The sequence below is a fragment of the Bacillus sp. ISL-34 genome (assembly GCF_018613325.1).
Taxonomy (GTDB): Bacteria; Bacillota; Bacilli; order Bacillales; family DSM-1321; genus Peribacillus.
This window is the reverse complement of the sequence record NZ_JAGGQJ010000005.1, coordinates 60,883-87,572: the sequence shown is the minus strand read 5'-3', so window position 1 is coordinate 87,572 and position 26,690 is coordinate 60,883. Positions and strand designations below refer to the sequence as shown.

Annotated in this window: 26 protein-coding genes; 25 read left to right on the top strand and 1 reads right to left on the bottom strand. The window is 42.2% G+C overall.

Annotation, left to right across the window (positions count from 1 at the left end; genetic code table 11):
- The first annotated feature begins 4 nt into the window (after positions 1-4).
- From icmF to J7E52_RS06450, 4 genes are all read left to right on the top strand, one after another.
- Positions 5-3,271, top strand: a complete 3,267-nt coding sequence (icmF, locus tag J7E52_RS06465) for a fused isobutyryl-CoA mutase/GTPase IcmF (protein ID WP_214744251.1) — start codon at positions 5-7, stop codon at positions 3,269-3,271.
- A 129-nt stretch (positions 3,272-3,400) separates the two neighbouring features.
- A complete protein-coding gene (locus J7E52_RS06460; RefSeq protein ID WP_214744250.1) occupies positions 3,401-3,562 on the top strand; it encodes a hypothetical protein in 162 nt (53 codons plus the stop codon).
- 208 nt (positions 3,563-3,770) lie between these two features.
- On the top strand, positions 3,771-4,361 hold the full coding sequence (rpoE, locus tag J7E52_RS06455) for a DNA-directed RNA polymerase subunit delta (RefSeq protein WP_214744248.1): 591 nt from the start codon (positions 3,771-3,773) through the stop codon (positions 4,359-4,361).
- Between the two features lie 412 nt (positions 4,362-4,773).
- Entirely contained in the window at positions 4,774-6,381 is a 1,608-nt protein-coding gene (locus J7E52_RS06450; protein WP_214744246.1) for a CTP synthase, read from the top strand.
- Between the two features lie 357 nt (positions 6,382-6,738).
- Here J7E52_RS06450 and J7E52_RS06445 read toward each other — a convergent pair whose 3' ends face one another.
- A complete protein-coding gene (locus tag J7E52_RS06445; protein WP_214744243.1) occupies positions 6,739-7,266 on the bottom strand; it encodes a DUF2529 domain-containing protein in 528 nt (175 codons plus the stop codon).
- A gap of 298 nt (positions 7,267-7,564) precedes the next feature.
- On the opposite strand from J7E52_RS06445, the gene J7E52_RS06440 reads away from it, so the two are divergent.
- The 21 genes from J7E52_RS06440 (at position 7,565) to wecB (ending at position 26,684) form a co-directional block, all read left to right on the top strand.
- The gene (locus tag J7E52_RS06440; RefSeq protein ID WP_034315860.1) at positions 7,565-7,936 is read left to right on the top strand and encodes a response regulator; all 372 of its coding nucleotides are present in this window, start codon (positions 7,565-7,567) and stop codon (positions 7,934-7,936) included.
- Positions 7,937-8,183: 247 nt separating this feature from the next.
- Entirely contained in the window at positions 8,184-9,041 is an 858-nt protein-coding gene (locus J7E52_RS06435; RefSeq protein WP_214744241.1) for a class II fructose-bisphosphate aldolase, read from the top strand.
- Positions 9,042-9,235: 194 nt separating this feature from the next.
- Complete coding sequence (gene fsa, locus J7E52_RS06430; RefSeq protein ID WP_214744239.1) at positions 9,236-9,886, top strand: fructose-6-phosphate aldolase; 651 nt, start codon at positions 9,236-9,238, stop codon at positions 9,884-9,886.
- A gap of 209 nt (positions 9,887-10,095) precedes the next feature.
- Positions 10,096-11,379: a UDP-N-acetylglucosamine 1-carboxyvinyltransferase gene (locus J7E52_RS06425; protein ID WP_214744237.1), complete on the top strand. Its 1,284-nt coding sequence runs from the start codon at positions 10,096-10,098 to the stop codon at positions 11,377-11,379.
- Between the two features lie 99 nt (positions 11,380-11,478).
- Positions 11,479-12,441, top strand: coding sequence for a class II fructose-bisphosphatase (glpX, locus tag J7E52_RS06420; RefSeq protein ID WP_214744235.1), 963 nt, complete (start codon positions 11,479-11,481; stop codon positions 12,439-12,441).
- 318 nt (positions 12,442-12,759) lie between these two features.
- The gene (rho, locus tag J7E52_RS06415; RefSeq protein WP_034315849.1) at positions 12,760-14,049 is read left to right on the top strand and encodes a transcription termination factor Rho; all 1,290 of its coding nucleotides are present in this window, start codon (positions 12,760-12,762) and stop codon (positions 14,047-14,049) included.
- 149 nt (positions 14,050-14,198) lie between these two features.
- On the top strand, positions 14,199-14,399 hold the full coding sequence (gene rpmE, locus J7E52_RS06410) for a 50S ribosomal protein L31 (RefSeq protein WP_034315847.1): 201 nt from the start codon (positions 14,199-14,201) through the stop codon (positions 14,397-14,399).
- Between the two features lie 138 nt (positions 14,400-14,537).
- Positions 14,538-15,143 (top strand): thymidine kinase, encoded by a 606-nt coding sequence (locus J7E52_RS06405; protein WP_214744232.1) that lies wholly within the window; start codon positions 14,538-14,540, stop codon positions 15,141-15,143.
- A 209-nt stretch (positions 15,144-15,352) separates the two neighbouring features.
- Positions 15,353-15,808, top strand: coding sequence for a hypothetical protein (locus J7E52_RS06400; protein ID WP_214744230.1), 456 nt, complete (start codon positions 15,353-15,355; stop codon positions 15,806-15,808).
- Between the two features lie 159 nt (positions 15,809-15,967).
- A complete protein-coding gene (gene prfA / locus J7E52_RS06395) occupies positions 15,968-17,038 on the top strand; it encodes a peptide chain release factor 1 (RefSeq protein WP_214744228.1) in 1,071 nt (356 codons plus the stop codon).
- Positions 17,031-17,900 (top strand): peptide chain release factor N(5)-glutamine methyltransferase, encoded by an 870-nt coding sequence (gene prmC / locus J7E52_RS06390; protein ID WP_286197502.1) that lies wholly within the window; start codon positions 17,031-17,033, stop codon positions 17,898-17,900. Before prfA ends, prmC begins: the two co-directional genes overlap by 8 nt.
- Positions 17,901-18,051: 151 nt before the next feature.
- The gene (spoIIR, locus tag J7E52_RS06385; RefSeq protein WP_214744226.1) at positions 18,052-18,975 is read left to right on the top strand and encodes a stage II sporulation protein R; all 924 of its coding nucleotides are present in this window, start codon (positions 18,052-18,054) and stop codon (positions 18,973-18,975) included.
- A gap of 290 nt (positions 18,976-19,265) precedes the next feature.
- Complete coding sequence (locus J7E52_RS06380) at positions 19,266-20,315, top strand: L-threonylcarbamoyladenylate synthase (protein WP_214744224.1); 1,050 nt, start codon at positions 19,266-19,268, stop codon at positions 20,313-20,315.
- Between the two features lie 75 nt (positions 20,316-20,390).
- The gene (locus J7E52_RS06375; protein ID WP_214744222.1) at positions 20,391-20,957 is read left to right on the top strand and encodes a manganese efflux pump MntP; all 567 of its coding nucleotides are present in this window, start codon (positions 20,391-20,393) and stop codon (positions 20,955-20,957) included.
- Between the two features lie 145 nt (positions 20,958-21,102).
- Positions 21,103-21,546: a low molecular weight protein arginine phosphatase gene (locus J7E52_RS06370; RefSeq protein ID WP_214744220.1), complete on the top strand. Its 444-nt coding sequence runs from the start codon at positions 21,103-21,105 to the stop codon at positions 21,544-21,546.
- Between the two features lie 14 nt (positions 21,547-21,560).
- Positions 21,561-21,761 carry a hypothetical protein gene (locus J7E52_RS06365; protein WP_214744218.1) on the top strand — a complete coding sequence of 67 codons (201 nt, stop codon included), beginning with the start codon at positions 21,561-21,563 and terminating at the stop codon, positions 21,759-21,761.
- 162 nt (positions 21,762-21,923) lie between these two features.
- Positions 21,924-22,370, top strand: coding sequence for a ribose 5-phosphate isomerase B (rpiB, locus tag J7E52_RS06360; protein ID WP_101223842.1), 447 nt, complete (start codon positions 21,924-21,926; stop codon positions 22,368-22,370).
- Positions 22,371-22,439: 69 nt separating this feature from the next.
- Positions 22,440-23,033 (top strand): TIGR01440 family protein, encoded by a 594-nt coding sequence (locus tag J7E52_RS06355; protein WP_214744216.1) that lies wholly within the window; start codon positions 22,440-22,442, stop codon positions 23,031-23,033.
- Between the two features lie 370 nt (positions 23,034-23,403).
- Positions 23,404-24,645, top strand: a complete 1,242-nt coding sequence (locus J7E52_RS06350; RefSeq protein ID WP_053536892.1) for a serine hydroxymethyltransferase — start codon at positions 23,404-23,406, stop codon at positions 24,643-24,645.
- Between the two features lie 243 nt (positions 24,646-24,888).
- On the top strand, positions 24,889-25,518 hold the full coding sequence (gene upp / locus J7E52_RS06345; protein ID WP_101223839.1) for a uracil phosphoribosyltransferase: 630 nt from the start codon (positions 24,889-24,891) through the stop codon (positions 25,516-25,518).
- Between the two features lie 23 nt (positions 25,519-25,541).
- Positions 25,542-26,684 carry a non-hydrolyzing UDP-N-acetylglucosamine 2-epimerase gene (gene wecB / locus J7E52_RS06340; RefSeq protein WP_214744214.1) on the top strand — a complete coding sequence of 381 codons (1,143 nt, stop codon included), beginning with the start codon at positions 25,542-25,544 and terminating at the stop codon, positions 26,682-26,684.
- Positions 26,685-26,690: the final 6 nt, after the last annotated feature.

Sequence of the window (26,690 nt, the reverse complement as noted above, 5' to 3'; positions counted from 1 at the left end):
CCAAATGAGTACAGTTGAGGTGTATAAACCGAAGAATCATATTAGATTCGTTACAGCTTCGAGTTTATTTGATGGACATGATGCATCTATCAATATTATGAGGAGAATCCTTCAATCCAGCGGGGCAGAGGTCATTCACCTAGGTCATAATCGTTCGGTAGAAGAGATCGTGAATGCGGCCATCCAGGAAGATGTTCAAGGCATAGCCATGTCATCTTACCAAGGCGGACATGTGGAATATTTTAAATATATGTATGACCTGCTGAAGGAAAAGGGAGCCGGGCACATTCGGATTTTTGCCGGAGGTGGCGGGGTCATCATCCCAAGGGAAATTAAAGAACTCCATGATTATGGGATTGCCCGGATCTTTTCTCCTGATGAAGGGCGGGAATATGGGCTTCAAGGAATGATAAACGTATTGATGGAAGAGTGTGATTTCTCGACGGTCAAACCATCTTTACAGGAACGTTTTGATGAATTGATTGCAGGTGGGACAAATGCCATTGCCCAATTCATTACCTTTGCCGAAAACAGACTCGATGCTTCACAGGAATCAGCGGCTGCGGTGGAGAGTCTTTTTGAGCAGATCAAGACTTCCGAAAAGAAGGTTCCTGTTTTAGGGATTACAGGGACTGGCGGTGCTGGAAAAAGTTCATTGACTGATGAATTGATACGAAGGTTCATTAACGAAATTCCAGACGAGAGAGTCGCCATTCTATCTGTAGACCCGACCAAACAGAAAACGGGCGGTGCCCTGCTTGGTGACAGGATCAGAATGAACTCGATCTTTTCAGAGCGTGTTTATATGCGGAGCCTAGCCACACGCCATTCAAAAAGTGAGTTGTCTTTGGCGATAAAAGATGCCATTTCAGTCGTGAAGGCAGCTGGCTTCGATTTAATCATTGTCGAAACGAGCGGAATTGGTCAAGGTGATGCAGAAATTGCCGAGATATGCGATGTATCCATGTATGTAATGACGAGTGAATTCGGTGCTCCTTCGCAACTTGAAAAAATAGATATGATTGATTATGCGGACTTGATAGTCATTAACAAATACGAGCGCAAAGGCTCGGAGGATGCAAAAAACCAAGTTCAAAAGCAATACCAAAGAAGCCGTACTCTTTTTGATCAAGATCCATCTGAAATGCCAGTATACGGTACAATCGCTTCCCAATTCAATGACCCAGGCACCAATGCTTTATTCGCTGCACTGATCGAAAAGCTTAATGAAAAATCAGGGACGGGTTGGAGTACGGCCTTTTCGAAAGAAGCGGATGTTTACAAGCAAAATGTCATCATCCCTACTGACCGTCGGTATTATTTACGTGAAATCAGTGATACGGTCAGATCGTACCATAAGCGTGCGGCTGAACAAGTACGTATTGCCCGCAGGCTTTTCCAGCTTGAAGGAGCAATTGATGCAATTAAGGAAAATGATAACAACGAAGATATGGTGGCTTCTTTAGAAAAACTGAAAAAGGAAACCGCTTCGAATTTATCACCTGAATCTAAAAAAATCCTTTCTGGATGGATGGAATTAAAAGAAAAGTATGCAGGGGAGCAGTTTGTAACGAAGGTCAGGGATAAAGAAATCGTCACAAAGCTGAAAACTAAAAGTTTATCAGGTTTAATGATTCCGAGAGTATCACTGCCTAAATATGTGGATTATGGAGAGATCTTAGGATGGGTATTCCGTGAGAACGTTCCGGGCTTCTTTCCATACACAGCGGGAGTCTTTCCATTCAAGCGTGAAGGTGAAGACCCGAAGCGGCAATTTGCCGGTGAAGGGTCGCCCGACCGAACCAATAGGCGTTTTCATTATTTGTCAAAGGATGATAATGCTAAACGGCTAAGTACGGCTTTTGATTCGGTAACTTTATATGGCGAGGATCCCGATCATCGGCCTGATATCTATGGAAAGGTAGGGGAAAGCGGAGTCAGCATCTGTACGTTGGATGACATGAAAAAGCTGTATGCAGGCTTTGACCTTTGCCACCCCTCTACCTCTGTATCCATGACCATCAATGGACCGGCACCAATCATTTTGGCCATGTATATGAATACGGCGGTCGATCAGCAGATTCAACGGAAGGAAGAAGAGTTAGGCCGTCCCCTTACGGAGGCAGAAGCTGAAGAAGTGCAGGCTTATACCCTTCAAACGGTACGCGGAACTGTTCAAGCGGATATTCTGAAAGAGGACCAGGGTCAGAATACATGCATCTTCTCTACGGAATTTGCTTTAAGATTAATGGGGGACATTCAAGCATATTTCATCGATCGGAAAGTCAGGAACTACTACTCTGTATCCATTTCTGGCTATCATATTGCGGAAGCGGGTGCCAATCCCATTTCACAGCTGGCTTTTACATTGGCGAATGGCTTTACTTACATCGAATATTATTTAAGTCGCGGAATGAATATTGATGACTTTGCCCCGAATTTGTCGTTCTTCTTCTCGAATGGGCTCGACCCGGAATATACGGTTATCGGGAGGGTGGCAAGAAGGATTTGGGCAACGGTCATGAGGGATAAATATGGTGCGAACGACCGTAGCCAGAAGCTCAAATACCATATCCAGACTTCTGGGCGCTCCCTTCATGCGCAAGAAATTGATTTCAATGATATAAGAACGACACTTCAGGCTTTAATGGCGCTACAGGACAATTGTAACTCCTTGCATACTAATGCGTACGATGAAGCCATCACGACGCCTACTGAAGAATCCGTGCGCCGGGCAATGGCCATACAAATGATCATTACAAAGGAGCATGGGCTCTCAAAAAATGAAAACCCGATGCAAGGTGCCTTCATCGTAGAGGAATTGACGGATCTGGTTGAAGAGGCTGTACTGCAAGAGTTCGATCGCATCAATGATCGAGGCGGCGTTCTGGGTGCGATGGAGACACAGTATCAGCGCGGCAAAATCCAGGATGAATCGATGCATTACGAAATGAAAAAGCATACGGGAGAATTGCCGATCATTGGTGTCAATACGTATTTGAACCCAAATCCACCTTCCGAAGAAGCAGTGAACAGCATGGAAATTGCCCGTGCAACAAAGGAAGAAAAGGAAGGACAAATCAAGAATCTCCGTGCATTCCAGGAAAGAAATAAGGAGTTCACGGATGAGGCGCTAACTAAACTGAAAAAGGCAGCCATGAATGGGGAAAATATCTTTGCTGAACTCATGAAATGTGTCAGAGTGGCCAGTCTGGGTCAGATAACGAGGGCGCTGTATGATGTAGGCGGTCAATATCGAAGAAATATGTAAACTAAGAAGGGGGCTCCGAACGTTAAGGGGCCTCTTTTTTAAATAATTTCCAACAAAATGAAGATTTTACCTTATAATTATTTGGAAAAGGGGCAAAAATGAAGAATCAGCCCTATTGGAGTTGAGAAAATGAACCTGAAAATGATTGGATTGATCATAGGTTACATTCTTGCCATCATTATTTTATTTGAGCTGTATGAGCATCAATTGGGCGCCATCTCTTTTTTTATCCTGACTGTTGTCTTTTTTACGGCAGCCTATCGACAGAAATCGAAAAAGGAAAGTGAATGATTTTTAGCTTTTGGTTTCCTGAATGATAGACAATAAGGTAAATCTGTGAAAGTATCAGATAGAACTAGCATAAACCCATTTAGATTGTTTATAATGGATTATATGTCTAGCAGGAATTGTCGTTATTTTATCGAACTACTGTTTTAGATTATTTTTTTGTGAAAAAACACGGAATTCAGTGTTTGAATAGAGAAGGGAAGTGCGGAATTTGAGTTTAAAACAATACTCAAAAGAGCAATTATTGGAAATGTCCTTAATAGAGATGGCATATGATTTGTTAGTGGAAAGAAATGAACCGATTCCATTTAAAGACTTAATAAGTGAATTAGCTTCGCTGCACCATTTATCCAAAGCGGAAGTGGAAAAGAAAATTGCACAATTTTATACGGATTTAAATGTGGATGGCCGCTTTACTTCACTTGGGGACAACCGCTGGGGATTGAAAACATGGTACCCTGTTGACCAAATCGAAGAAGAAGTCGTACATGTTGTAAAACCTAAAAAGAAAAAGAAAGCCAAAAAGGCTGCCGCCGTTATCGACGATTTCGATGAACTTGAAGATGAAGATCTTGACTTTGAAGAAGACATCGATGAACTGGACGAGGATGAAGATGATGACGATGATGATATTCTAGGTACTCCAGTCATCGACGAAGTGCTTTTGGATGATGACGTGGATGATGACGACGATCTGGAAGAAGAAATAATCGAAGATGATGCATTTGTCCTGGAAGATGACGAGGACGAAGATGAAGATGAAGATGACTTGGATGACGTGGAAGAAGACGATGAGAAATAAATAATCGCCCTTGACTTTTTGAGGCGAAATTTGTAGAATCATTTTTGGGCTCCTTAAAAAAGGACACAATGATTAAATTATATCGCTCCCTTACTTTTATTGTAAGCGGAGCGTTTTTGTTTTTAATGATGGAATGAATAAATGACATCATTTTTTTATTTTTAAAAATGATTTCTCGTAGAATTGTAAAAACTATAGAGAATGTATTTATGTTTACTGTCATTTAAGGAAATTTATTCTTGTTCATGTATCCTGCATGACTCTCACTAAAGACCTTTAAGTGATTAATGGTTTGTACTGGTTTACGGTTTTTAGCTTTTAACCGCTCATGTGGCGGAAGATTTGATTTTAGTTCCGATTTAATGATGTAAAGAACAGAATTGGAAGAAAATATTCTATAGGAGGATATAAGATGACAAAATATATTTTTGTGACAGGTGGAGTAGTTTCTTCCTTGGGAAAAGGGATAACGGCCGCTTCTTTAGGTAGATTATTAAAAAATAGGGGATTGAATGTTACGATCCAGAAGTTTGACCCTTATATCAACTTGGATCCAGGTACTATGAGTCCATACCAACACGGTGAAGTGTTTGTAACGGATGACGGTGCTGAAACGGATTTGGATTTGGGGCACTATGAGCGTTTCATTGATATCAACCTTGGCAAACACAGCAATGTGACAACAGGCAGAATTTATTCAACCGTCCTGAGAAAAGAACGCCGTGGCGATTATCTAGGTGGAACAGTTCAAGTCATTCCACATATTACGAATGAAATTAAAGAACGGGTTTTCCGTTCAGGCAATGAAACGAATGCCGATATAGTCATCACTGAAATCGGCGGTACTGTAGGGGATATAGAGTCTCTTCCATTCCTTGAGGCGATTCGCCAAATCAAGAGTGATATCGGCATCAATAATGTTATGTATATCCACTGTACACTGGTTCCTTACATCAAAGCTGCTGGTGAAATGAAAACAAAACCGACACAGCATAGTGTAAAAGAATTACGCAGTCTAGGCATTCAGCCGAATATCATCGTTGCACGTACGGAAAGTCCAATTTCACAAGATATGAAGGATAAAATCGCCTTATTCTGCGATATCGATAAAAATTCCGTCATCGAATGTCTTGATGCGGATACTCTTTACTCCATCCCTCTTGCGCTTCAAGCACAAAATATGGACCAAATCGTTTGTGATCACTTGCAATTGGACTGTGGCGAAGCGGATATGGAAGATTGGAAGGAACTAGTCAAGAAGGTTACTTCTTTATCAAAGAAAACGAAAATCGCTTTAGTCGGAAAATATGTTGAATTGCAAGATGCTTATCTTTCTGTAGTGGAAGCACTTAAGCATGCAGGTTACGCATTTGATGCAGATGTTGAAATCGACTGGGTGAATTCCGAAGATGTAACTAAAGAAAATGTTGCTGAACTTCTTCAAGATGCAGATGGAATCCTTGTCCCTGGAGGTTTTGGAGATCGTGGAATCGAAGGGAAAATTGCAGCGACCGAATTTGCCCGTACGACAAAAAAACCATTCTTCGGAATTTGCTTAGGCATGCAGTTGGCGTCCATTGAGTATGCACGCAACGTTCTGGGATTGCCAGAAGCACACTCAGCTGAAATTAAGGAGGATACTCCAGATCCAATCATCGATCTTCTTCCTGAGCAGAAGGATGTGGAAGATTTAGGCGGTACACTGCGTCTTGGTCTGTATCCATGTAAGCTTATCGAAGGAACTAAAGCATACGAAGCGTATAATGACGAGGTTGTTTATGAACGTCACCGTCACCGTTATGAATTCAATAACCACTACCGTCAGGCTATGGAAGAGGCAGGATTCGTCTTCTCCGGTACAAGTCCAGATGGCCGTCTAGTTGAAATCGTTGAATTGAAGGATCATCCTTGGTTTGTGGCTTCTCAATTCCATCCGGAATTCACGTCACGTCCTAACCGTCCGCAGCCGTTGTTCCGTGACTTTGTCGGTATGTCTTTAAAGCGCAGCGAAAAACTTTAATAAACAAAAAAATCAGCACGTGTGGCTGATACAGTTTGTAGACAAAAAGGTTTTGGAATGGTTTCATTCCGAAACCTTTTTGATTTTTTAGTTTAAACCAAAAAAGCCTGTAGGCAATATGCGTTCTAAATGTTAAAACAAAGATGATTGGAGCGGGTGTGCGAGACTCCTGCCGGAAAAACGCGTTCAAGGGAAATCCCCACAGGCGCAAAGGCGCCGAGGGCGGATCGCCCGTGGAAAGCGCGTGCCTTAGTTCCAATCGACAAACTCTCAAAAAAACTGTAGGCAAACTCGATTTTCGTCGAGTTTGCCTACAGTCTGAAACAGCCCATGTGGCTGTTTTTTTTAGATGGATAATCATTCTTCTTCATACTCTTTTATGATTTCTTCAAGAGTGAATTTAATCCCATAATAAGCGAAAAGAGCGGTAATGAGGGTAGGGTACCCATATCGGTTTCCGGTTTCATCGGGAATCAATCCACGTTGGATGCGTAAATCAATATGAACGTCAGCCAACTCCGAAAGAGAATCTTCTTCAGAAGGGACGGATGTGGAAACCGCAACAAATGGGATATCTTTTTCCTTGAGTTGTTTTGCCAGCAACAATGCTTCTGTATCATCCGAATGGCGGCTGAATATGAGAAATCGATCTTCCCTGGAAATAGTTTCTCCTAATTCATATCTTTTTGCCTTAGGGAAGGGTTCTGCCCCATCCAAAGCCTCTGCAGTGACGCCCTGCATTTCACCAAAACCGTGAATGAACACAGAACCGTCCCCAACCGCAGCCTGAGCCAGCAAGCGTCCGGCATCCTCCATTTCAAAGGCTTCATTTTCAATCATTTTCTTAAATAAACCGCTTATCTGTGTCGAGAAAATTTTTAACATGGTCAGGGACTCCTTTAAAAAATAATATATTTATTATAATGGACTTTCCTTTGCAATGACAGGTTTCAGGGCTTTTGACCGGAAGGGCTGAATTTACTAAATCGGTCGAAAAAACAAAAAAATTAAAATTCCCTTTAGCCATACAGCAGGAATTTTGTTACAATTATCGAATATGAACAATAAATGCGTTGGACATAAAAGTCATTTGACGCAATCTATGTAACTACCCTTTTTCGGGTAATATGGCCGAATAGGCTAAATAGTTAATGGATGAATCGGGAAGGGGAGAGGTGATAAAATGCCAGGGAAAATATTGATTGTTGATGATCAATTCGGGATTCGTATTTTATTGAACGAGGTTTTACATAAAGAAGGGTATGAAACATTTCAAGCCGCTAATGGCATTCAAGCCTTGGAAGTGCTAAATAATCATTCGCCTGATCTTGTATTGCTGGATATGAAGATTCCGGGAATGGACGGCATTGAGATCTTGAAAAGGATGAAAGTCGTCGATCCGGACATCCGGGTCATAATCATGACGGCATATGGTGAACTTGATATGATTCAAGAAGCAAAGGATTTAGGTGCAATGACACACTTTGCAAAACCGTTTGATATTGATGATATTAGAAAAGCCGTTCGTGAATACTTACCAATTCAATCAAGTTAACGGTCTTGAAAATTTAATGTTATTGATGGAGTAATTGCTGCGGCTATCTTTTTTTAGATGGGCCGTGTTTTTTTGGAATAAAATTTGAGGCTCGGTATAGTGTATTTGTTGCTGTTTTTTTGATGTATTGATATGCTAAAAGAGGAGAGATATTCTGATTTATAAGCGTATGCTACTTTCGTTTTAGGGAATATCTAGAAAGAATTAACTTTAAAAATAATAACATCCACTAGTAGGAGGAAATCAAATGCCTTTAGTTTCTATGAAAGATATGCTCAATAAAGCCCTTGATGAAAAATATGCAGTAGGTCAATTCAATATCAACAACCTTGAATGGACTCAAGCTATTCTAGCTGCTGCAGAACAAGAAAAATCTCCGGTCATCCTTGGTGTTTCCGAAGGAGCTGCCCGTCATATGGGTGGTTTTAAAACGACTGTGATGATGGTTCAAGGATTGTTGGAAGACATGAAAATCACTGTTCCTGTGGCCATTCACCTTGACCATGGTTCAAGTTTTGATAAATGTAAAGAGGCTATCGAAGCTGGATTCACTTCAGTAATGATCGATGCTTCACATCACCCGATCGAAGAAAATATCGAAACAACCAAGAAGGTTGTCGAATTCGCTCACGCACGAAATGTTTCGGTTGAAGCGGAAGTGGGCACGGTTGGCGGACAAGAAGATGATGTAATTGCTGATGGAGTCGTATATGCAGATCCTCAAGAATGTGAACAGTTAGTTAAAGAAACGAATGTCGACTGTTTTGCACCAGCATTGGGATCCGTTCACGGACCGTACAAAGGTGAACCTGACCTAGGCTATAAAGAAATGGAAGAAGTACGGGACTTAACGAACAAACCTCTTGTTCTTCATGGCGGTACAGGCATTCCTACGAAAGATATCCAAAAAGCGATTTCTCTTGGAACATCAAAAATCAATGTGAATACGGAAAATCAAATTGTGTTCACAAAAGCTGTTCGTGAAGTTCTGAATAACGATGCTGAAGTATACGATCCTCGTAAATTCATGGTTCCTGGCCGTGAAGCTATTAAAGAAACTGTTATCGGTAAAATACGTGAATTTGGTTCAAACGGCAAAGCATAATTTTTCAACTGCAACATAAGGGTTCCATCCCTTTGCATGTAAGATGCCATAGGTAATGTTTCCATTGGGGGGGGGGGCACCCCCCTAATGGTTTCTTTTAGATGCAGGGCTGAATCCGAGCTCCATTTTTTGAAGAATTAGAATTCAGATGCATATAGAGAAAGAAAAAATCGATTACATACGGAGGCTATTTTATGAAATTCTTTATAGATACAGCAAACATGGAAGAAATCAAACAAGCGCACGAACTGGGCGTTTTAGCTGGAGTTACGACTAACCCGTCCCTTGTTGCAAGAGAAAAGGGAGTTTCTTTCCATGACCGGCTAAAAGAAATCACAAGCCTTGTTAAGGAATCCGTTTCTGCAGAAGTCATTGCGCTTGATTTTGAAGGAATGATGGCTGAAGCCAAAGAACTTGTTGCGATTGCACCTAATATCACGATTAAAGTACCAATGACTCCAGACGGTTTGAAGGCTGTTACAGCACTTACAAAACAAGGTGTCAAAACAAATGTCACCCTTATTTTCAGTGCAAACCAAGCATTATTGGCAGCTAGGGCAGGAGCAACTTATGTATCACCATTTTTAGGACGCTTGGATGACATCGGCCAAAATGGTTTGGATTTAATTTCGGATATTGCTGACATATTCGCGATCCATGATATCAATGCCGAGATCATTGCAGCTTCCATCCGCCATCCGATGCATATTACTGAGGCGGCTCTTAAAGGGGCACATATTGCAACGATCCCTTATAAAGTTTTAATGCAATTATTCCACCACCCATTAACGGATAAAGGAATTGAAGCTTTCTTGAACGATTGGAATTCACGTACTGAAGCATAATGCCTTGCCGCTAAGTCGCTATAGATTGCACTGTTTTAAATAAAATTAACATAAATTAGAAATTTTTATCTTTTTTTACATGATTTTTCTACTTTTGTGTAAACTAAAGAACTAGATAGTAAATGTTGTCGGATTATGCAATTTTCTTGTGGTAAAATATTACTTTTTGGAAGTAGCTTCTAAGTGCTTAGCGTGGAAGGGAGTTTATTATGGAAAAACTTAAAATTGCCGGTGGCTATCCTCTAAAGGGAAGCATTCGTGTCAGTGGAGCAAAAAATAGTGCGGTCGCCCTTATTCCTGCAACGATTTTAGCGGACTCTCCCGTAACGATTGAAGGCCTGCCTGATATCTCGGATGTACAGATGCTGAAAGCGTTAATGGAGGAAATTGGCGGTGAGGTATCCTTTGATGAAGGCGAAATGACAGTCAACCCCAGCAGGATGATTTCAATGCCTCTTCCCAATGGTAGGGTCAAGAAGTTACGTGCCTCTTATTATTTAATGGGGGCAATGCTTGGTAAATTCAAAAAGGCAGTGATCGGCTTGCCTGGAGGCTGCCATTTAGGACCTCGCCCGATAGATCAGCATATTAAGGGGTTCGAAGCACTGGGCGCACAAGTGACGAATGAACAAGGAGCCATTTACCTTAGGGCGGACGAGCTAAGGGGAGCACGCATATATTTGGATGTCGTTAGTGTAGGGGCAACGATCAATATCATGCTTGCCGCCGTTTTGGCCAAAGGCCGCACTGTAATTGAAAATGCTGCGAAAGAACCGGAAATCATCGATGTCGCCACATTGTTGACCAATATGGGAGCGAAAATAAAGGGTGCAGGAACGGATATCATTCGTATTGATGGTGTGGAAAGTTTGCATGGGTGCAAGCATACGATCATACCGGATCGGATTGAAGCCGGCACTTTCATGATTTTAGCCGCTGCTGTCGGAGAAGGAATCTTGATTGATAATGTCATTCCCCAGCATTTGGAGTCATTGACCGCCAAATTGAGGGAAATGGGGATTAATATTGAAGCGGGTGATGACCAGATATTTGTCTCACCGGGAGAACAATATAAATCCGTTGATATCAAGACATTGGTTTACCCTGGGTTCCCAACGGATCTTCAGCAACCTTTCACTTCCCTCTTAACAAAAGCAACCGGTTCTAGCATGGTGACCGATACGATATACGGGGCACGATTTAAGCATATTGATGAACTGCGACGCATGAATGCGAAGATAAAAGTCGAGGGCAGAGCGGGCATCGTCGATGGTCCTGTCCAACTTCATGGGGCAAAAGTGAAAGCAAGTGATTTACGTGCCGGAGCGGCCCTTGTAATTGCCGGTTTAATGGCTGAAGGGATTACAGAAGTGACTGGGCTTGAACATATCGATCGCGGATATAGCCATCTTGTTGAAAAACTTTCAGGTTTGGGAGCAACGATTTGGCGTGAAGAAATGACCCAAGAAGAAGTGGAGCAGCTCAAAAGCTGATCCCTTTTCTTGTTACCTCATTGTGTTACTATATATGATATAATGTGTTATACTAATATATAAATAAATCATGCTAGTGTACATGAGGGGGAACCGGAAATGGAAAGAAGTTTATCGATGGAGCTTGTCCGCGTAACAGAGGCGGCGGCACTAAATTCAGCTCGTTGGATGGGAAGAGGAAAGAAAGACGAAGCAGATGATGCAGCAACGACTGCAATGCGGGATGTTTTCAATACTATTCCCATGCAAGGAACGGTTGTAATCGGTGAAGGGGAAATGGATGAAGCGCCAATGCTTTATATTGGCGAAAAACTTGGTACTGGTCTTGGACCACTAGTGGATGTTGCGGTTGATCCATTAGAAGGAACGAACATCGTTGCATCCGGCGGCTGGAATGCATTGGCTGTATTGGCGATAGCCGATAAAGGGAATTTGCTTCATGCCCCGGATATGTATATGGATAAAATAGCTGTCGGACCAGAGGCTGTTGGTCAGATTGATATCAATGCTTCCGTATTGGACAACCTGAAAGCGGTAGCCAAGGCAAAGAATAAAGATATCCAAGACGTGGTTGCAACAGTATTGAACCGCGATCGTCATTCGAAGATCATTCATGAACTTCGTGAGGCAGGGGCACGTATCAAGTTGATCAACGATGGAGATGTAGCGGGAGCCATAAATACGGCCTTCGATCTTACTGGTGTTGACATCTTATTCGGATCTGGCGGAGCTCCAGAAGGAGTTATTGCAGCCGTTGCCTTGAAATGCCTTGGAGGGGAAATTCAAGGTAAGCTCGTTCCTCAAAGTGATGAAGAAGTGGAACGCTGTGGAAAAATGGGCCTTGATTTAGGAAGAGTCCTCAGAATGGAAGACCTTGTTCGCGGAGATGATGCAATTTTTGCTGCAACAGGTGTAACTGATGGAGAACTTTTACGAGGTGTACAATTTAAAGGGCATTACGGCGAAACACAATCCGTAGTCATGCGTGCTAAATCTGGTACCGTTCGTTTCATTGATGGTCGTCACAGTCTTAAGATTAAACCGAATGGTTTGATTGACTGATAGCGTTTTTTAGAAAAATCACTTTTAAAAAGCGAGCGGTTTCATCGCTCGCTTTCTCTTTTAAAAAATTTAAGTTGAATAATTAAAATAAAAAAAGTAAAATAAAGCTTGGTCTACTATTAATAATTTAAAATCTGCCCTTTCACTCCAAACTTCAAGAAGCCTTCAATTAATTTTCTTCTTTACATGTAAAAATGTATCATCCTTTCTAAGAAAACTCTGGTCGGGTACATGGATTGCGGTTTTTCTTCCATCTAACAAACCATTTCTTTTTCAGTATGGGTGAAAACGTTTAATTAATAAAAGTGTGGTGTCATAATGAATTTAACTATTTCTAATTTAGAAAACATGAAACTAAAGGATCTCTATGAGCATGCGCGTGAATATAAAGTTTCCTATTACAGCAAACTTTCAAAAAAGGAACTTATTTTCGCTATCCTGAAAGCACAAGCTGAGCAGGATGGCCTTCTATTCATGGAGGGCGTTTTAGAGATCATCCCTTCAGAGGGCTTCGGTTTCCTGCGTCCAATTAATTATTCTCCAAGCTCGGAGGATATTTATATTTCTGCTTCACAGATCCGCAGATTCGATTTGCGAAATGGAGATAAGGTGTCCGGTAAGGTAAGGCCTCCAAAGGAAAACGAGCGCTATTATGGATTGCTTCATGTTGAAGCAGTCAATGGCGATAACCCGGAATCAGCTAAAGAGCGTGTCCACTTTCCAGGTTTGACACCGCTGTATCCAAACAGGCAAATTAAACTGGAAACGACACCGAAGAACTTATCAACCAGGATTATGGATGTCCTGGCACCGGTCGGTTTTGGACAGCGTGGGCTGATTGTCGCACCCCCAAAAGCCGGTAAAACGATGCTCATCAAGGAAATTGCCAATGCGATAACCACAAACCATCCCGAATCGGAATTGATTGTGCTGTTGATCGATGAACGCCCGGAAGAAGTGACTGACATTGAACGTTCCGTTGCTGGAGACGTGGTAAGTTCAACGTTCGATGAGGTGCCGGAAAACCATATCAAGGTGGCTGAGCTAGTATTAGAACGAGCCATGCGCCTTGTGGAGCATAAACGTGATGTCATCATTTTAATGGACAGCATCACTCGACTTGCCCGTGCTTACAACCTTGTCATTCCGCCGAGCGGACGTACACTATCAGGGGGGATTGACCCTGCTGCATTCCACCGTCCAAAACGCTTTTTCGGTGCGGCGAGGAATATCGAGGAAGGCGGCAGCCTGACGATCCTTGCTACAGCATTGGTGGATACGGGTTCAAGAATGGACGATGTCATTTATGAAGAATTTAAAGGTACGGGCAATATGGAGCTGCATTTAGATCGTGCCCTTGCCGAAAGACGCATCTTCCCGGCAATCGATATTCGCCGCTCAGGCACACGTAAAGAAGAATTGCTAATTCCGAAAGATCGCCTGGATAAACTATGGGCCATTAGGAAAACGATGTCAGACTCGCCTGATTTCTCGGAGAAATTCCTTCGCCGTCTAAAACAGACAAAGGGTAATGAAGAATTTTTCAGTAAGCTGGATGAAGAGATGTCAGAAATGAAAAAGGGGCCAGCGAGCGTAAAACGTTCTTAAACCCTGTAAGAAACAAACAGTTGCACAACTAGTCTTAAGTTGTTATAATGAGTTCATGTGTTTTTACAATAAATGTGAGGGTGTTTTTCCCTCAACTTGAAGTATATAACTCTGTTTCGAATGATTCAGGGCATAAGGAGCTGAAAAGAATGAAAACTGGAATTCATCCAAATTATAAGCTTTCAAAAGTAATTTGCTCTTGCGGAAACACTTTTGAAACTGGTTCAGTTAAAGAAGAGATCAAAGTTGAGACTTGTTCAGAGTGCCACCCATTCTACACTGGTCGTCAAAAATTCGCTGAAGCTGGCGGACGTGTTGATCGTTTCAACAAAAAATACGGTATTAAATAAGCCGGACTTTTTAAAAAACAGGCAAGTATTTTTCTTGCCTGTTTTTTCTTTTCCATAAACAAGTAAGAATTTATATAAAGCCGGGTCGACTTCAATTATGGCCAAGGGATCGACAGGTGGAAGGGAGTAGCTGTTTCCATGTATGTAATGAAACAAACAGGCTGGATCGAGCTTATTTGCGGAAGCATGTTTTCAGGTAAATCTGAGGAATTGATTAAACGAGTCAGCCGTGCTCAATTTGCTAAAGAGCAAATAGCTGTATTTAAACCAGCTATTGATAATCGCTATGCGGAAGAGGCTGTCGTATCACACAATGGATCTTCTGTGATGGCAAAACCGATTGCCCATTCAACGGATATCTTTAAGTATTTGGACAAGCCCCTGGATATCATTGCAATAGATGAAGTGCAATTTTTTGATCATGAAATTATCGGGGTTGCCCAGCATCTTGCGGACAGCGGTTATCGAGTGATTATGGCTGGACTCGATCAAGATTTCCGAGGTGAACCATTCGGTCCTATGCCTGTTCTATTATCGCTGGCAGAATCGGTGACTAAGCTGCAGGCTGTGTGTGAAGTGTGCGGATCACCAGCGAGCAGGACACAGCGCTTGATAGATGGGGAGCCGGCCTCCTATGATGAGCCGATCATCCTTGTGGGTGCATCGGAATCATACGAGCCCCGCTGCCGCCATCATCACGAAGTTCCGGGTAAGCAGTCTGTAGGGATTAAAGAACATATTTAATTAGGGTGCCCTATGATCCATGAGATCGTAGGGTGCTTTTTTTATGAAGAAATGGTTGGGAATAATAATAAGGGGTGGAAAAACTTCTGGAGTTATTCAGGTGTGTTATGACCAATACATGGTAGGAAATAAAAGATAAATATTGCCCCGTTTTGGGAAGGCTAACGAGGAAATGTTCTTCTTAACCAATCAAAATGGAGGGTGAAAATATGAAATCAAAACTGTTTATTATGACGGCTTTTCTGCTTGCTGCACTAACGGCATGCGGTCAAAATGACAATGCAATAAATAATGATTCGGAATATGGTGATCAATCCCGGAATGGCAGGGATTTTGTTGGCAATGGTTTAAATCAGGTATCCAATAATGATTGGGACAATGAAGCGGAACGGCCATCGGATCAAGTCCTCAACACACCGCATCATACATCCAATAATTCTCCATCCATGGGGCAGCAAATTGATGAAATCCGCGGAGTCATTGAATCGGAAACCAATTATGAGGCGGGCTCCGTTTGGTTTAATGGAAATACCATACATGTTACGGTCCATGATAAAGGCAAAATCAAGACGGAAAAGGAAAGAAATAAGGAAATGCAGCGAATACAAGGCATGATAAACAGGGTTGTGCCTCAATATAATGTAGATGTAAAATTAAACAAATAACGACATTTTTGAATCTCTTTGACGTTGATTATTCACCTATACTATAATTAACCTAGAAGTGAACTGAGCTGGGGCACTGAGCTACTTATTTATAGTTAGAAAAGATGGATTACTTCCAATTCGTTTCAGATGTTTTGGAAAATTTATGAGGTGAATAATTTGTTTGATCGATTGCAAGCAGTAGAAGATAGATATGAAAGATTGAATGAACTATTAAGTGACCCGGAGATCATTAACGACTCTAAGAAGCTAAGGGAATATTCTAAGGAGCAATCCAGCATACAAGAGACCGCATCGACTTACAAAGAATATAAAGCGGTTCGTGAGCAACTCCAGGAAGCGAAGGCGATGCTGGAGGATAAACTCGATGCTGAGATGCGTGAAATGGTAAAAGAAGAGATCAATGAACTTGATGATACCATACAAGGCCTCGAGGATAAACTGAAAATATTGCTTATTCCGAAAGACCCTAACGATGATAAAAACGTAATCATGGAGATCCGCGGAGCGGCAGGCGGAGATGAGGCGGCCTTATTTGCTGGTAGTCTATACCGAATGTATAGCCGTTTTGCCGAGGTGCAGGGTTGGCGGACTGAAGTCATTGAAGCAAGTCCTACAGGGCTTGGTGGCTACAAGGAAATCATATTCATGATTAATGGCAATGGCGCTTATTCAAAATTGAAGTTCGAAAATGGAGCACATCGAGTACAGCGAGTACCTGAAACTGAATCAGGCGGACGGATTCATACATCCACAGCCACGGTTGCCGTTTTACCCGAGGCTGAGGAAGTGGAAGTTGAAATCCATGATAAGGATATTCGTGTCGATACCTTTGCATCAAGCGGTCCTGGAGGGCAAAGTGTCAATACGACAATGTCAGCGGTGCGCTTGACTCATATTCCGACTAATACGGTTGTATCCTGTCAAGATGAAAAATCACAAATCAAGAATAAAGAAAAAGCAATGAAGGTTTTGCGTGCAAGGGTGTACGATAAAATCCAACGCGAAGTACAGGCTGAATATGATCAAAATAGGAAGCTTGCTGTTGGAACGGGTGATCGATCTGAAAGGATTCGCACTTATAACTTCCCGCAAAACCGCGTTACCGACCACCGTATTGGTTTAACGATTCAAAAGTTGGATCAAATCATGGAAGGTAAACTGGATGAAGTAGTTGATGCATTAATCATGGAAGACCAATCTTCAAGGCTGGAAAATGCAGATGAGTAATTCTGCGGTGAAAGTGTTTGAAGCCCTTAAATGGGCTTCTTCTTTTTTAAAGGAAAATGATCGTGATGCCAATGCTGGGGAAATCCTGTTACAGCACTTTTTAAAACAAACACGCTCCCAAATGCTGGCCAACCTTCATGAGGAGCTTAGTGAAGCGGATTTTGGGCAATTCAAGGCGGCTATTGAGCTGCATGCTGAGGGAACGCCCATCCAATATATAATCGGCAGTGAAGAATTTTATGGACGTACCTTCTTTGTGAATGAAGAAGTGCTCATACCGAGACCCGAAACAGAAGAATTGATTTATTATACATTACGTAAACTCCCGTCCATTTTTATGGAGGGACAAAAGCTCCGTTTAGCTGATATCGGGACTGGCAGCGGTGCAATCGCCATAACGATGAAACTCGAAAAATCAAACCTGTTGGTGACGGCCACGGACATAGCGGAACCATCGCTTGAGGTCGCGAGGAAAAATGCAGAATCACTTGGTGCCGAAGTGCAGTTCATGCAAGGTGATTTGCTTTTGCCTTTCATTAACATAAACCAGAAGGTGGACATCCTTTTATCGAATCCGCCATATATACCAGATGATGACCATAAATCCATGTCAGTAGTCGTGACAGGATATGAACCACATCGTGCATTATTTGCCGGTATCGATGGGCTGGATTTTTACCGCCGCTTTATGGAGCAGTTACCTTTGATCATGAAGGTGCCTGGCCTGATCGGTTTTGAAGTTGGCACTGGACAGGGTAAGGCGGTTGCCGATTTATTGAAGCGAACCTTTCCTGCTGCAGAAGTATCCATTGTAAATGACATTAATGAAAAAGATCGAATGGTCTTTGCTGCATTAAAGTGATCCGTCTCCCTTATGTGAGACGGATTTTTTAATGGACACCACCCTCATTATCCTTTCGAATCTATATTTCCAACTATCAACTTTTTTTATTTTTACTAGTTTAAGATAGCTGGAAAATGGTGAGACTAATTCATGTGAGGGGGCGAAGGCGATGAAAACTAAACATTTAGCCATTATTTATCTATTAATCTTAACTATAGGAACGATCGTAAGTATATATATGCCTAAAGCGGAGATGGTCGGTGCAGAAGATACGAAGGTAATCCCGGATGAGGCGATTCGTCTGCGGATACTTGCTAATAGTGATGCAGAAGAGGATCAAGCGGTTAAACGGCTGATTAGGGATGAGGTAAATGAAGATATCACAAAGTGGGTCGAGGAGCTTACTTCTTTGGATGAAGCGAGGGATGTGATTATCTCGCATCTACCGGATATCCAAGCGACGGCTGAGGCAGTTATAAAGGAACAGGGTTTAGAGCAGTCGGTAAAAGTCGATTTTGGACAAGCGGAATTTCCGACAAAACTCTACGGGCAGTATTTATATCCGGCAGGGGATTATGAAGCAGTGATTATCACACTTGGTGATGGGGAAGGCGCTAATTGGTGGTGTGTTCTATTTCCGCCATTATGTTTCTTGGATTTTTCAAATGGGACGGCTGTAAGTCAAAGTCCGATTGTCGAGGATGAAGGTGAAGGGTCACTGACTTCGGAAGGGAAGGCGTATGCTGCAACGAGTGAAGAGAGTGAACCTGCTGCTGCAGAGGGAGAAGTTGAAGAAGAAGTGCTGGTTGAAAAAGAAAAAGGGCCCGAAGTTGAAGAAGAGGTAATGGAGGAGAGCGTTAAAGGGGAAGAAACGGTAAAGGAAGAGGTTGTAGAGCCAGAGGTAAAAGAAGAAGTGACGGAAGTGAAAGATAAGGAACAAGTGACGGAGGAAGTCCTTGATGGGAATGTTGAAGAAAACAAGGTTGAACTTGCGGCATCCAATGAACAAGGTCAACAATTATATGAAGGGGAAAAGGAGCCTGAGGTGGAAGTGAAGTCATTGTTTGCAGAAATCTTCAATGATTTATTTTAAGAAGGGGGTGGCGGCCCTCTTTTTTTAAATTCAGATAATTTTAAAAACATATCCACAGGGTTATTAACAAAAAATCAAAAAAGTCTGTCATTAATTCTTAATATCCACAAACTTATCCACGGATTCGATATAGTTATCCCCAATTTGTGGATAACACTTGAATTATGTGTATACTTCTTTTATACTTTCAAAGTATCTTTTAAGTGAAATTAGTACGTTAAATTGAAAAAATCGTTCATATTAAAGCGATTATATAAAATAAGAAATGTTAAAAGGCGATGATGTTCAAGATGAAAACGAAAATTTGGTCAGTGGATAAAAATGTGGATAATTTACAAAGTTATCCCCAGATTACACAATCAGCTGAATTATTAAAGGCTAACCAAGTGGTTGCTTTTCCTACAGAGACCGTTTATGGACTAGGTGCAAATGCCAAAAATGATGAGGCGGTCAAAAAAGTGTTCGAAGCAAAGGGGCGTCCGAGTGATAATCCTTTAATCGTTCATATAGCCTCCGAAGAGCAGTTGTCAGGTATTGTAGAAGAGATTCCGGAACAGGCCCGGAAGCTAATGGCAGAATTTTGGCCGGGTCCTTTGACTTTGATCATGAAACGAAAACCGGGCCAGCTATCAAATCTTGTGACAGCTGGATTGGACACGGTGGCTGTCAGGATGCCGGATCACCAGGTTGCCCTCGGTATTATTCGTGCGAGTGATTTGCCCATTGCGGCTCCAAGTGCAAATACTTCTGGGAAACCAAGTCCCACTTCAGCTAAACATGTTGAAGATGACTTGATGGGCCGGATTGCAGGCATAGTCGATGGCGGGACTACGGGTGTGGGCTTAGAATCCACAGTACTTGATTGCACTGTTGAAGTCCCTGTTATTTTAAGGCCCGGCGGAGTGACCCTGGAACAGCTGGAAGCTGTGATAGGGGAAGTCCGGCAAGATGTCGCTTTGAAGAATCAGGAAGCGGCGCCAAAAGCCCCGGGCATGAAATATACCCACTATGCTCCGAAGGCCCCTTTATATTTAGTCGAGGGTAATCAAGCTTTCCTTCAGAAGCTTGTGGATGAAAAAAGAAGTGACGGGTTAAAGGTGGGCATCATAACGGCTTATGAACATCAACAGGATTATAAGGCGGATTATGTGGTAGTCCCAGGTTCATTAGCTGATTTACATACTGTTGCGACAGGGTTATATGATGCTTTAAGACATTTTGATGAGCTGGAGGTCGATGTCATTTTTAGTGAAATGTTTCCTGACCGTGGAATAGGAGCTGCGGTCATGAACCGGCTTGAGAAGGCTGCAGGTCATCAGATCATCAAGGAACATGTGTAATAAGGACTGATTTATTCTTCTATTTCTTTTCGGACATGCATAACATGTAGTAGGCACGTCCGAGGGAGGATTGGAATGAATACATTTGCTGGAGAAATCATCACCTTATTGCTAATGGCATTCGCGTTGGGAATGGATGCCTTTTCAGTCGGCCTTGGAATGGGAATGTTTAAGCTAAGGTTGAGGCAAATACTTTTTATAGGGCTGACAGTAGGCTTTTTTCATATTTGGATGCCCTTGCTTGGAATGGGCGCAGGCCGTTTCATTTCGGAAAAATTCGGGACCTTTGCTACATACGCCGGCGGTCTATTGTTGATTATTCTTGGTATACAGATGTTTATCCCTGGTAAAAAGGATGGAGCTGGTGCCAGGGAAAATAAGTTGCTGGCTCCTGTCGGGAAAGGTCTATTCATTTTTGCTTTAGGGGTAAGCCTGGATAGCTTCTCGGTAGGATTAACCCTGGGGATTTACGGTGCAAAAACGGTTTTAACCATTCTTTGTTTTGGGTTTGCTGCCACCCTATTAACGTGGGCAGGGCTTTTGCTGGGTAGAAAAATGCAGGGTTTGCTTGGCGTGTATAGTGAGATTCTTGGCGGAAGCATCCTATGTGCGTTTGGATTGAAATTATTGTTCTCTTTTTGAGCTGCTTGACTTCATATCTTTCCTTCCTCAACTGTTCCGATTACCGGGGCGGTTTTTATTTTTTCCTATGACATGATGAGAGTGATTTTTTTGACTATAATAAACGGGCGATAGCTTATAATGAATAAAAAAGGAGGTGTTATAAATGATCCGAGTATTATTTGTATGTACAGGCAACACATGCAGAAGCCCGATGGCAGAAGCGATATTGAAAAATAAGAATATTGCGGGCGTTGAAGTGAAGTCCGCTGGCGTGTATGCTACATCAGGCCAGGATGCTTCGACGCATGCTAAAAATGTATTGGTTGAAAATAGCATAGTGCATAATCATCATTCAACGCCTTTATCCGAGAAGGAAATGGAGTGGGCGACTCATATTTTCACCATGACGGAAGGGCATAAATCGGTCATTACCCGTGAATACCCCCAGATGATCGATAAGACTTTTACTTTAAAAGAATTCATATTAGACGATAAATATGATAGAGACATCATAGATCCGTTTGGCGGTTCTGAAGGCATTTATCGGGAAACGTTCAGGGAGCTGCAGGAATTAATTGAAGAATTAGTCTTGAGGCTTAAAGAGTAAACAGGGTACATAATGTGGTCGCTGCAGTAAAAGATAGTACTAAGCTTGTTGACCGTCAAATGGAAAGTATAGGATCAAGGCAGTCCCAAAAAGTGGCTGCTATTGCAGAAGAAACATCTGCTGGAGCGGAAGAAGTGACGGCTGACAAGCGAACAAGAGGCAGTCATGGAAAAAATGTCGAAAAATCGGTAATGGGATTTAAAGTGCAGGCGTAAAAGTTGAACAGGACCATTACCCGCTTTCACACTTGACATTTTACAGCAGGAAACCCAAAGTGGTTTCCTGCTTCTTTGCGGGGGAAAAGAATGGACATCCTTTATCTTTTCATAATTTTGTGACACAATAAAATCAAATGAAAAAGCTAGAGGAGGATTATGATGAAAGTTGCGATTGCTTCGGATCATGGTGGTATACATATCCGTGAAGAAATAAAGAATTTAATGAATGAGTTACAGATTCCGTTTGAGGACTTTGGCTGTGAATGCACTACTTCGGTGGATTATCCCGATTATGCTTTGCCGGTTGCTGAAAAAGTGGCGCGGGGTGAGTTTGATCGGGGCATTTTAATCTGTGGAACTGGAATCGGAATGAGCATTGCTGCTAATAAGGTCAAAGGAATACGATGTGCTTTGGTTCATGATGTTTATAGTGCGAAGTTGACCCGCCAACATAATGATACGAATATGTTAGCGATGGGGGAACGTGTCATTGGCCCGGGTCTTGCCAGGGAAATTGCACAAACATGGCTGACTTCGGAATTTGAAGGCGGGCGTCATCAAAACAGGATCGGTAAGATCGCGGAGTATGAAGGTAAACAAAGCTAATTCTTATGGTTTTTGGAGAGACCCCTTTTCTTTTGATAGCAAGTTTTCTTATTGAAAGGATGCGTTTTCATGACAAGTGATGCTACATTTTCAAATGAGCTTGAGATATGGGAAAACCAGTTTCGGGAGCTTTTACATGAGTTTCAAGAACAGGCAGCTTTAAAAGAGAAACAGCTATTGGTAATCGGCTGCAGTACAAGTGAAGTGATCGGGAAAAGGATAGGGACTGAAGGGACGCTCGATGTTGCGGGGATGATTTTTTCCGTAGTGAGGGATTTTCAAGAAAAAACGGGTGTTCAGGTTGCATATCAATGTTGTGAGCATCTAAACAGGGCCTTGGTTTTGCAAAGGGAAACCACGGTCCGATATGATTATGAAGAAGTTTCGGTGGTACCTGTAAGAACAGCTGGCGGATCGATGGCGACATACGCCTATCAGCAATGGAAAGATGCTGTCGTCGTTGAACATATTAAAGCGGATGCGGGGATAGACATTGGGGACACCTTCATTGGTATGCATCTGAAGCATGTGGCGGTTCCAATTCGCTCTGCCATTAAAGAAATAGGACATGCACATGTGACCATGGCAAAAACCCGCCCGAAACTGATTGGCGGGGAGCGGGCCGTTTATCAGGACATCTCTGAAAACATGAGTTGCACTTAAGATAAGTTAGACAGCATTTCTCGGAAGGGGAATGCTGTTTTTTAATTGAATGTGAGTAAAATCGTAAAGCTGAAGATAAGGTCCACAAGAAAAATCTTTACTTTGGAGGGCTGATAGAATGGTGATTTCGCTCATGAAATATAGGGTGAAAGGGCCATTTACCATGATTTTGATGTTAAATACGAACGATTTTAAATGAAAAAACATTTAATGTTCGATAAAATTAGACTATCACTTCTAATTTAGACATGTTAAAATGGAGTAGAATTTTCTAATAATTATTGGTAAGGCTTTTTCATGCTTTTTTGAAGGCATGTTGCACATAAATACTAAAAAGCGAATCACGCACAATTTGAGGAGGAATTACGGAATGAATCGTTTAGCAAAGCAAGATGAGCAAGTGTTTAACGCAATTCAACTGGAATTAGGGCGTCAAAGAAGTAAAATTGAGCTTATTGCTTCTGAAAACTTCGTGAGTGAAGCTGTCATGGAAGCGCAAGGGTCGGTCTTAACTAATAAGTATGCAGAAGGATACCCTGGAAAACGTTACTATGGCGGATGTGAGTATGTAGACATCGTTGAAGATCTAGCACGTGAGCGTGCGAAAGAAATTTTCGGCGGGGAGTATGTGAACGTACAGCCTCACTCTGGAGCACAAGCCAATATGGCCGTTTACTTTACAGTGCTTCAAACAGGCGACACCGTGCTTGGAATGAACCTTTCGCATGGAGGTCACTTAACACATGGAAGTCCAGTTAACTTCAGTGGTGTTAACTACAATTTTGTCGAATATGGTGTAGACGAAAAAGATCACCGTATCGATTACAATGATGTTTTGGAAAAAGCGCGTCAGCACAAACCGAAATTGATCGTAGCGGGTGCAAGTGCATATCCACGGGAAATTGATTTCAAGCGATTCCGTGAAATTGCAGATGAAGTCGGAGCTTATTTAATGGTAGATATGGCGCATATCGCAGGTTTAGTTGCGGCCGGATTACATCAAAGTCCAATTCCTTATGCTGACTTTGTAACGACAACTACTCATAAAACACTTCGCGGACCACGCGGGGGGATGATCATCTGTAAAGAAGAGTTCGGTAAGAAGATCGATAAATCCATCTTCCCTGGTATTCAAGGCGGTCCATTGATGCATGTTATATCCGCAAAGGCTGTTGCATTCGGCGAAGCGCTTCAAGATGATTTTAAAGTGTATGCACAACAAATCATCGACAATGCTAAACGTTTGGGCGAAGGTTTGAAGAAAGAAGGGTTCACACTTGTTTCTGATGGAACGGACAATCACTTGATTCTTCTTGATGTGCGCTCTACAGGATTAACGGGAAAAATCGCTGAGCATGTTTTGGATGAAATCGGCATTACAGTGAACAAGAATGCGATTCCTTATGATCCGGAAAAACCATTCGTTACAAGTGGTATTCGTATTGGGACTGCGGCAGTGACATCACGTGGCTTCGGATTGGAAGACATGGATGAAATAGCTGCAATCATCGGACTTGTTTTGAAAAATAATGAGGACGCAGCTAAACTTGAAGAAGCAAAACAGCGTGTTGAATCATTAGCGAACAAATTTGAATTATATCCTTCATTGTAATATCTAATCTAAGCCGCTCCCTTTTAAAGGGAGCGGTTTTTTTGTTTACCTTATGGAAGGTCAGTATGTGAGAAGAATCCGAATAGTGAAAATAGGTCTGACATCTAAACCTTTATTGAAGATTGAAACATTTTTCTGTAAAATAGGTTGAAGTGAATTTAAAAAGACACGAAAATTTTTCTATTCGATTAGGGAAATCATAAAAAAGCGCAAAACTAAGCAATGGAATTGGAGAGATGCTAAATGGGAAAAGTTTATGTTTTCGATCACCCGTTAATTCAACACAAATTAGCCTATATACGTGATATAAATACAGGAACAAAAGAATTCCGTGAACTAGTGGATGAAGTTGCATCATTGATGGCATTTGAAATCACGAGGGATATGCCGCTGGAAGAGGTGGAAATCCAAACACCTGTAAGCACGGCGAAAGTGAAAATGCTTTCTGGTAAAAAAGTGGGAATCGTCCCGATTTTACGTGCAGGCATAGGAATGGTGGACGGAATCATTAAGCTGATTCCTGCAGCAAAGGTCGGACATGTTGGTCTTTACCGTGATCCTGAAACATTGAAACCTGTTGAATATTATGCGAAAATGCCAAGTGATTTGGCAGAAAGGGAATGTATTGTCGTTGACCCGATGTTAGCCACTGGCGGATCAGCCATCGAAGCGATCCATTCCATTAAAAAGCGCGGTGCAGTCAATATTAAATTCATGTGTTTGATTGCAGCTCCAGAGGGTGTGGACGCATTAAAAGAGGCCCATCCTGATGTTGATATTTATATTGCCGGCCTTGACGAAAAACTGAATGAACATGGTTATATCGTTCCAGGTCTTGGAGACGCAGGAGATCGTTTATTCGGCACAAAATAAGGAAAGAAACTGAGGTGTCACGAATGAACATACCGATAAAAGTCATGACCATTTTCGGGACGAGACCAGAAGCTGTCAAAATGGCTCCCTTAGTGCTCGAATTTCAAAAACACCCAGAACATTTCAAGCCGATTGTTGCTGTTACGGCTCAGCATCGCCAAATGTTAGATCAAGTTCTCGAACTATTTTCCATTCAGCCGGATTATGACTTGGACATAATGAAGGAAAGGCAAACGCTTGCTGACATTACAACAAGAGCATTAAATGGTCTTGATTCCGTAATGAAGGAAGCTAAGCCTGATATTGTTCTTGTACATGGAGATACAACAACAACGTTCGTTGCAAGTCTGGCAGCTTTTTATAATCAGATTGTCATTGGGCATGTAGAAGCGGGGCTGCGCACATGGAATAAGTATTCCCCCTATCCGGAAGAGATGAATCGACAACTTACCGGTACGATGGCGGATTTGCATTTTGCCCCGACTTCGAAAGCGGAGGAGAATCTGCTGAACGAAAACAAGAAGGGCAATATCTTCGTGACGGGAAATACGGCAACCGATGCTTTAAAAACGACTGTACGGTCCACGTATTCCCATCCGGTTTTAGATGGACTTGGAGAAGACAGGCTCATTTTGCTTACCGCCCATCGCAGGGAAAATCTAGGGGAACCCATGAGGAACATCTTCAGGGCCGTGAAGAGAATCATCGCGGAGCATGATGATGTTCAAGTGGTATATCCTGTCCACTTAAATCCGCTTGTTCAGGAGTTGGCAAATGATATTCTCGGGGACGATCCGCGGGTTCATTTGATCGAGCCGCTGGATGTTTTGGATTTCCATAACTTCGCTTCAAGGGCCTATCTGATTTTGACTGATTCTGGAGGAATCCAGGAAGAGGCACCGTCACTTGGTGTACCTGTCCTAGTTTTAAGGGATACGACCGAACGTCCTGAGGGGATTGCGGCTGGAACCTTAAGATTGGCGGGTACTGATGAACAAACCATATATAATTTGGCACATGAGTTGCTCACCGATCAAGAGGTGCACGAAAAAATGTCCAAAGCCTCGAATCCATATGGGGACGGAAACGCTTCGGTCCGAATAGCTGAAGCCATCCGTTATTATTTTAAGCAAGTAAGTTTGCCACCAACTAGATTTGACTCATAAAAAAAG

Bases quoted from the DNA above. Each gene is read 5' to 3' on its own strand.
- icmF (WP_214744251.1), top strand. From the start codon at position 5: ATGAGTACAGTTGAGGTGTATAAACCGAAGAATCATATTAGATTCGTT.
- J7E52_RS06460 (WP_214744250.1), top strand. From the start codon at position 3,401: ATGAACCTGAAAATGATTGGATTGATCATAGGTTACATTCTTGCCATC.
- J7E52_RS06450 (WP_214744246.1), top strand. From the start codon at position 4,774: ATGACAAAATATATTTTTGTGACAGGTGGAGTAGTTTCTTCCTTGGGA.
- J7E52_RS06445 (WP_214744243.1), bottom strand. From the start codon at position 7,266: ATGTTAAAAATTTTCTCGACACAGATAAGCGGTTTATTTAAGAAAATG.
- J7E52_RS06440 (WP_034315860.1), top strand. From the start codon at position 7,565: ATGCCAGGGAAAATATTGATTGTTGATGATCAATTCGGGATTCGTATT.
- J7E52_RS06435 (WP_214744241.1), top strand. From the start codon at position 8,184: ATGCCTTTAGTTTCTATGAAAGATATGCTCAATAAAGCCCTTGATGAA.
- fsa (WP_214744239.1), top strand. From the start codon at position 9,236: ATGAAATTCTTTATAGATACAGCAAACATGGAAGAAATCAAACAAGCG.
- J7E52_RS06425 (WP_214744237.1), top strand. From the start codon at position 10,096: ATGGAAAAACTTAAAATTGCCGGTGGCTATCCTCTAAAGGGAAGCATT.
- glpX (WP_214744235.1), top strand. From the start codon at position 11,479: ATGGAAAGAAGTTTATCGATGGAGCTTGTCCGCGTAACAGAGGCGGCG.
- rho (WP_034315849.1), top strand. From the start codon at position 12,760: ATGAATTTAACTATTTCTAATTTAGAAAACATGAAACTAAAGGATCTC.
- rpmE (WP_034315847.1), top strand. From the start codon at position 14,199: ATGAAAACTGGAATTCATCCAAATTATAAGCTTTCAAAAGTAATTTGC.
- J7E52_RS06405 (WP_214744232.1), top strand. From the start codon at position 14,538: ATGTATGTAATGAAACAAACAGGCTGGATCGAGCTTATTTGCGGAAGC.
- J7E52_RS06400 (WP_214744230.1), top strand. From the start codon at position 15,353: ATGAAATCAAAACTGTTTATTATGACGGCTTTTCTGCTTGCTGCACTA.
- prmC (WP_286197502.1), top strand. From the start codon at position 17,031: ATGAGTAATTCTGCGGTGAAAGTGTTTGAAGCCCTTAAATGGGCTTCT.
- spoIIR (WP_214744226.1), top strand. From the start codon at position 18,052: ATGAAAACTAAACATTTAGCCATTATTTATCTATTAATCTTAACTATA.
- J7E52_RS06380 (WP_214744224.1), top strand. From the start codon at position 19,266: ATGAAAACGAAAATTTGGTCAGTGGATAAAAATGTGGATAATTTACAA.
- J7E52_RS06375 (WP_214744222.1), top strand. From the start codon at position 20,391: ATGAATACATTTGCTGGAGAAATCATCACCTTATTGCTAATGGCATTC.
- J7E52_RS06370 (WP_214744220.1), top strand. From the start codon at position 21,103: ATGATCCGAGTATTATTTGTATGTACAGGCAACACATGCAGAAGCCCG.
- rpiB (WP_101223842.1), top strand. From the start codon at position 21,924: ATGAAAGTTGCGATTGCTTCGGATCATGGTGGTATACATATCCGTGAA.
- J7E52_RS06355 (WP_214744216.1), top strand. From the start codon at position 22,440: ATGACAAGTGATGCTACATTTTCAAATGAGCTTGAGATATGGGAAAAC.
- J7E52_RS06350 (WP_053536892.1), top strand. From the start codon at position 23,404: ATGAATCGTTTAGCAAAGCAAGATGAGCAAGTGTTTAACGCAATTCAA.
- upp (WP_101223839.1), top strand. From the start codon at position 24,889: ATGGGAAAAGTTTATGTTTTCGATCACCCGTTAATTCAACACAAATTA.
- wecB (WP_214744214.1), top strand. From the start codon at position 25,542: ATGAACATACCGATAAAAGTCATGACCATTTTCGGGACGAGACCAGAA.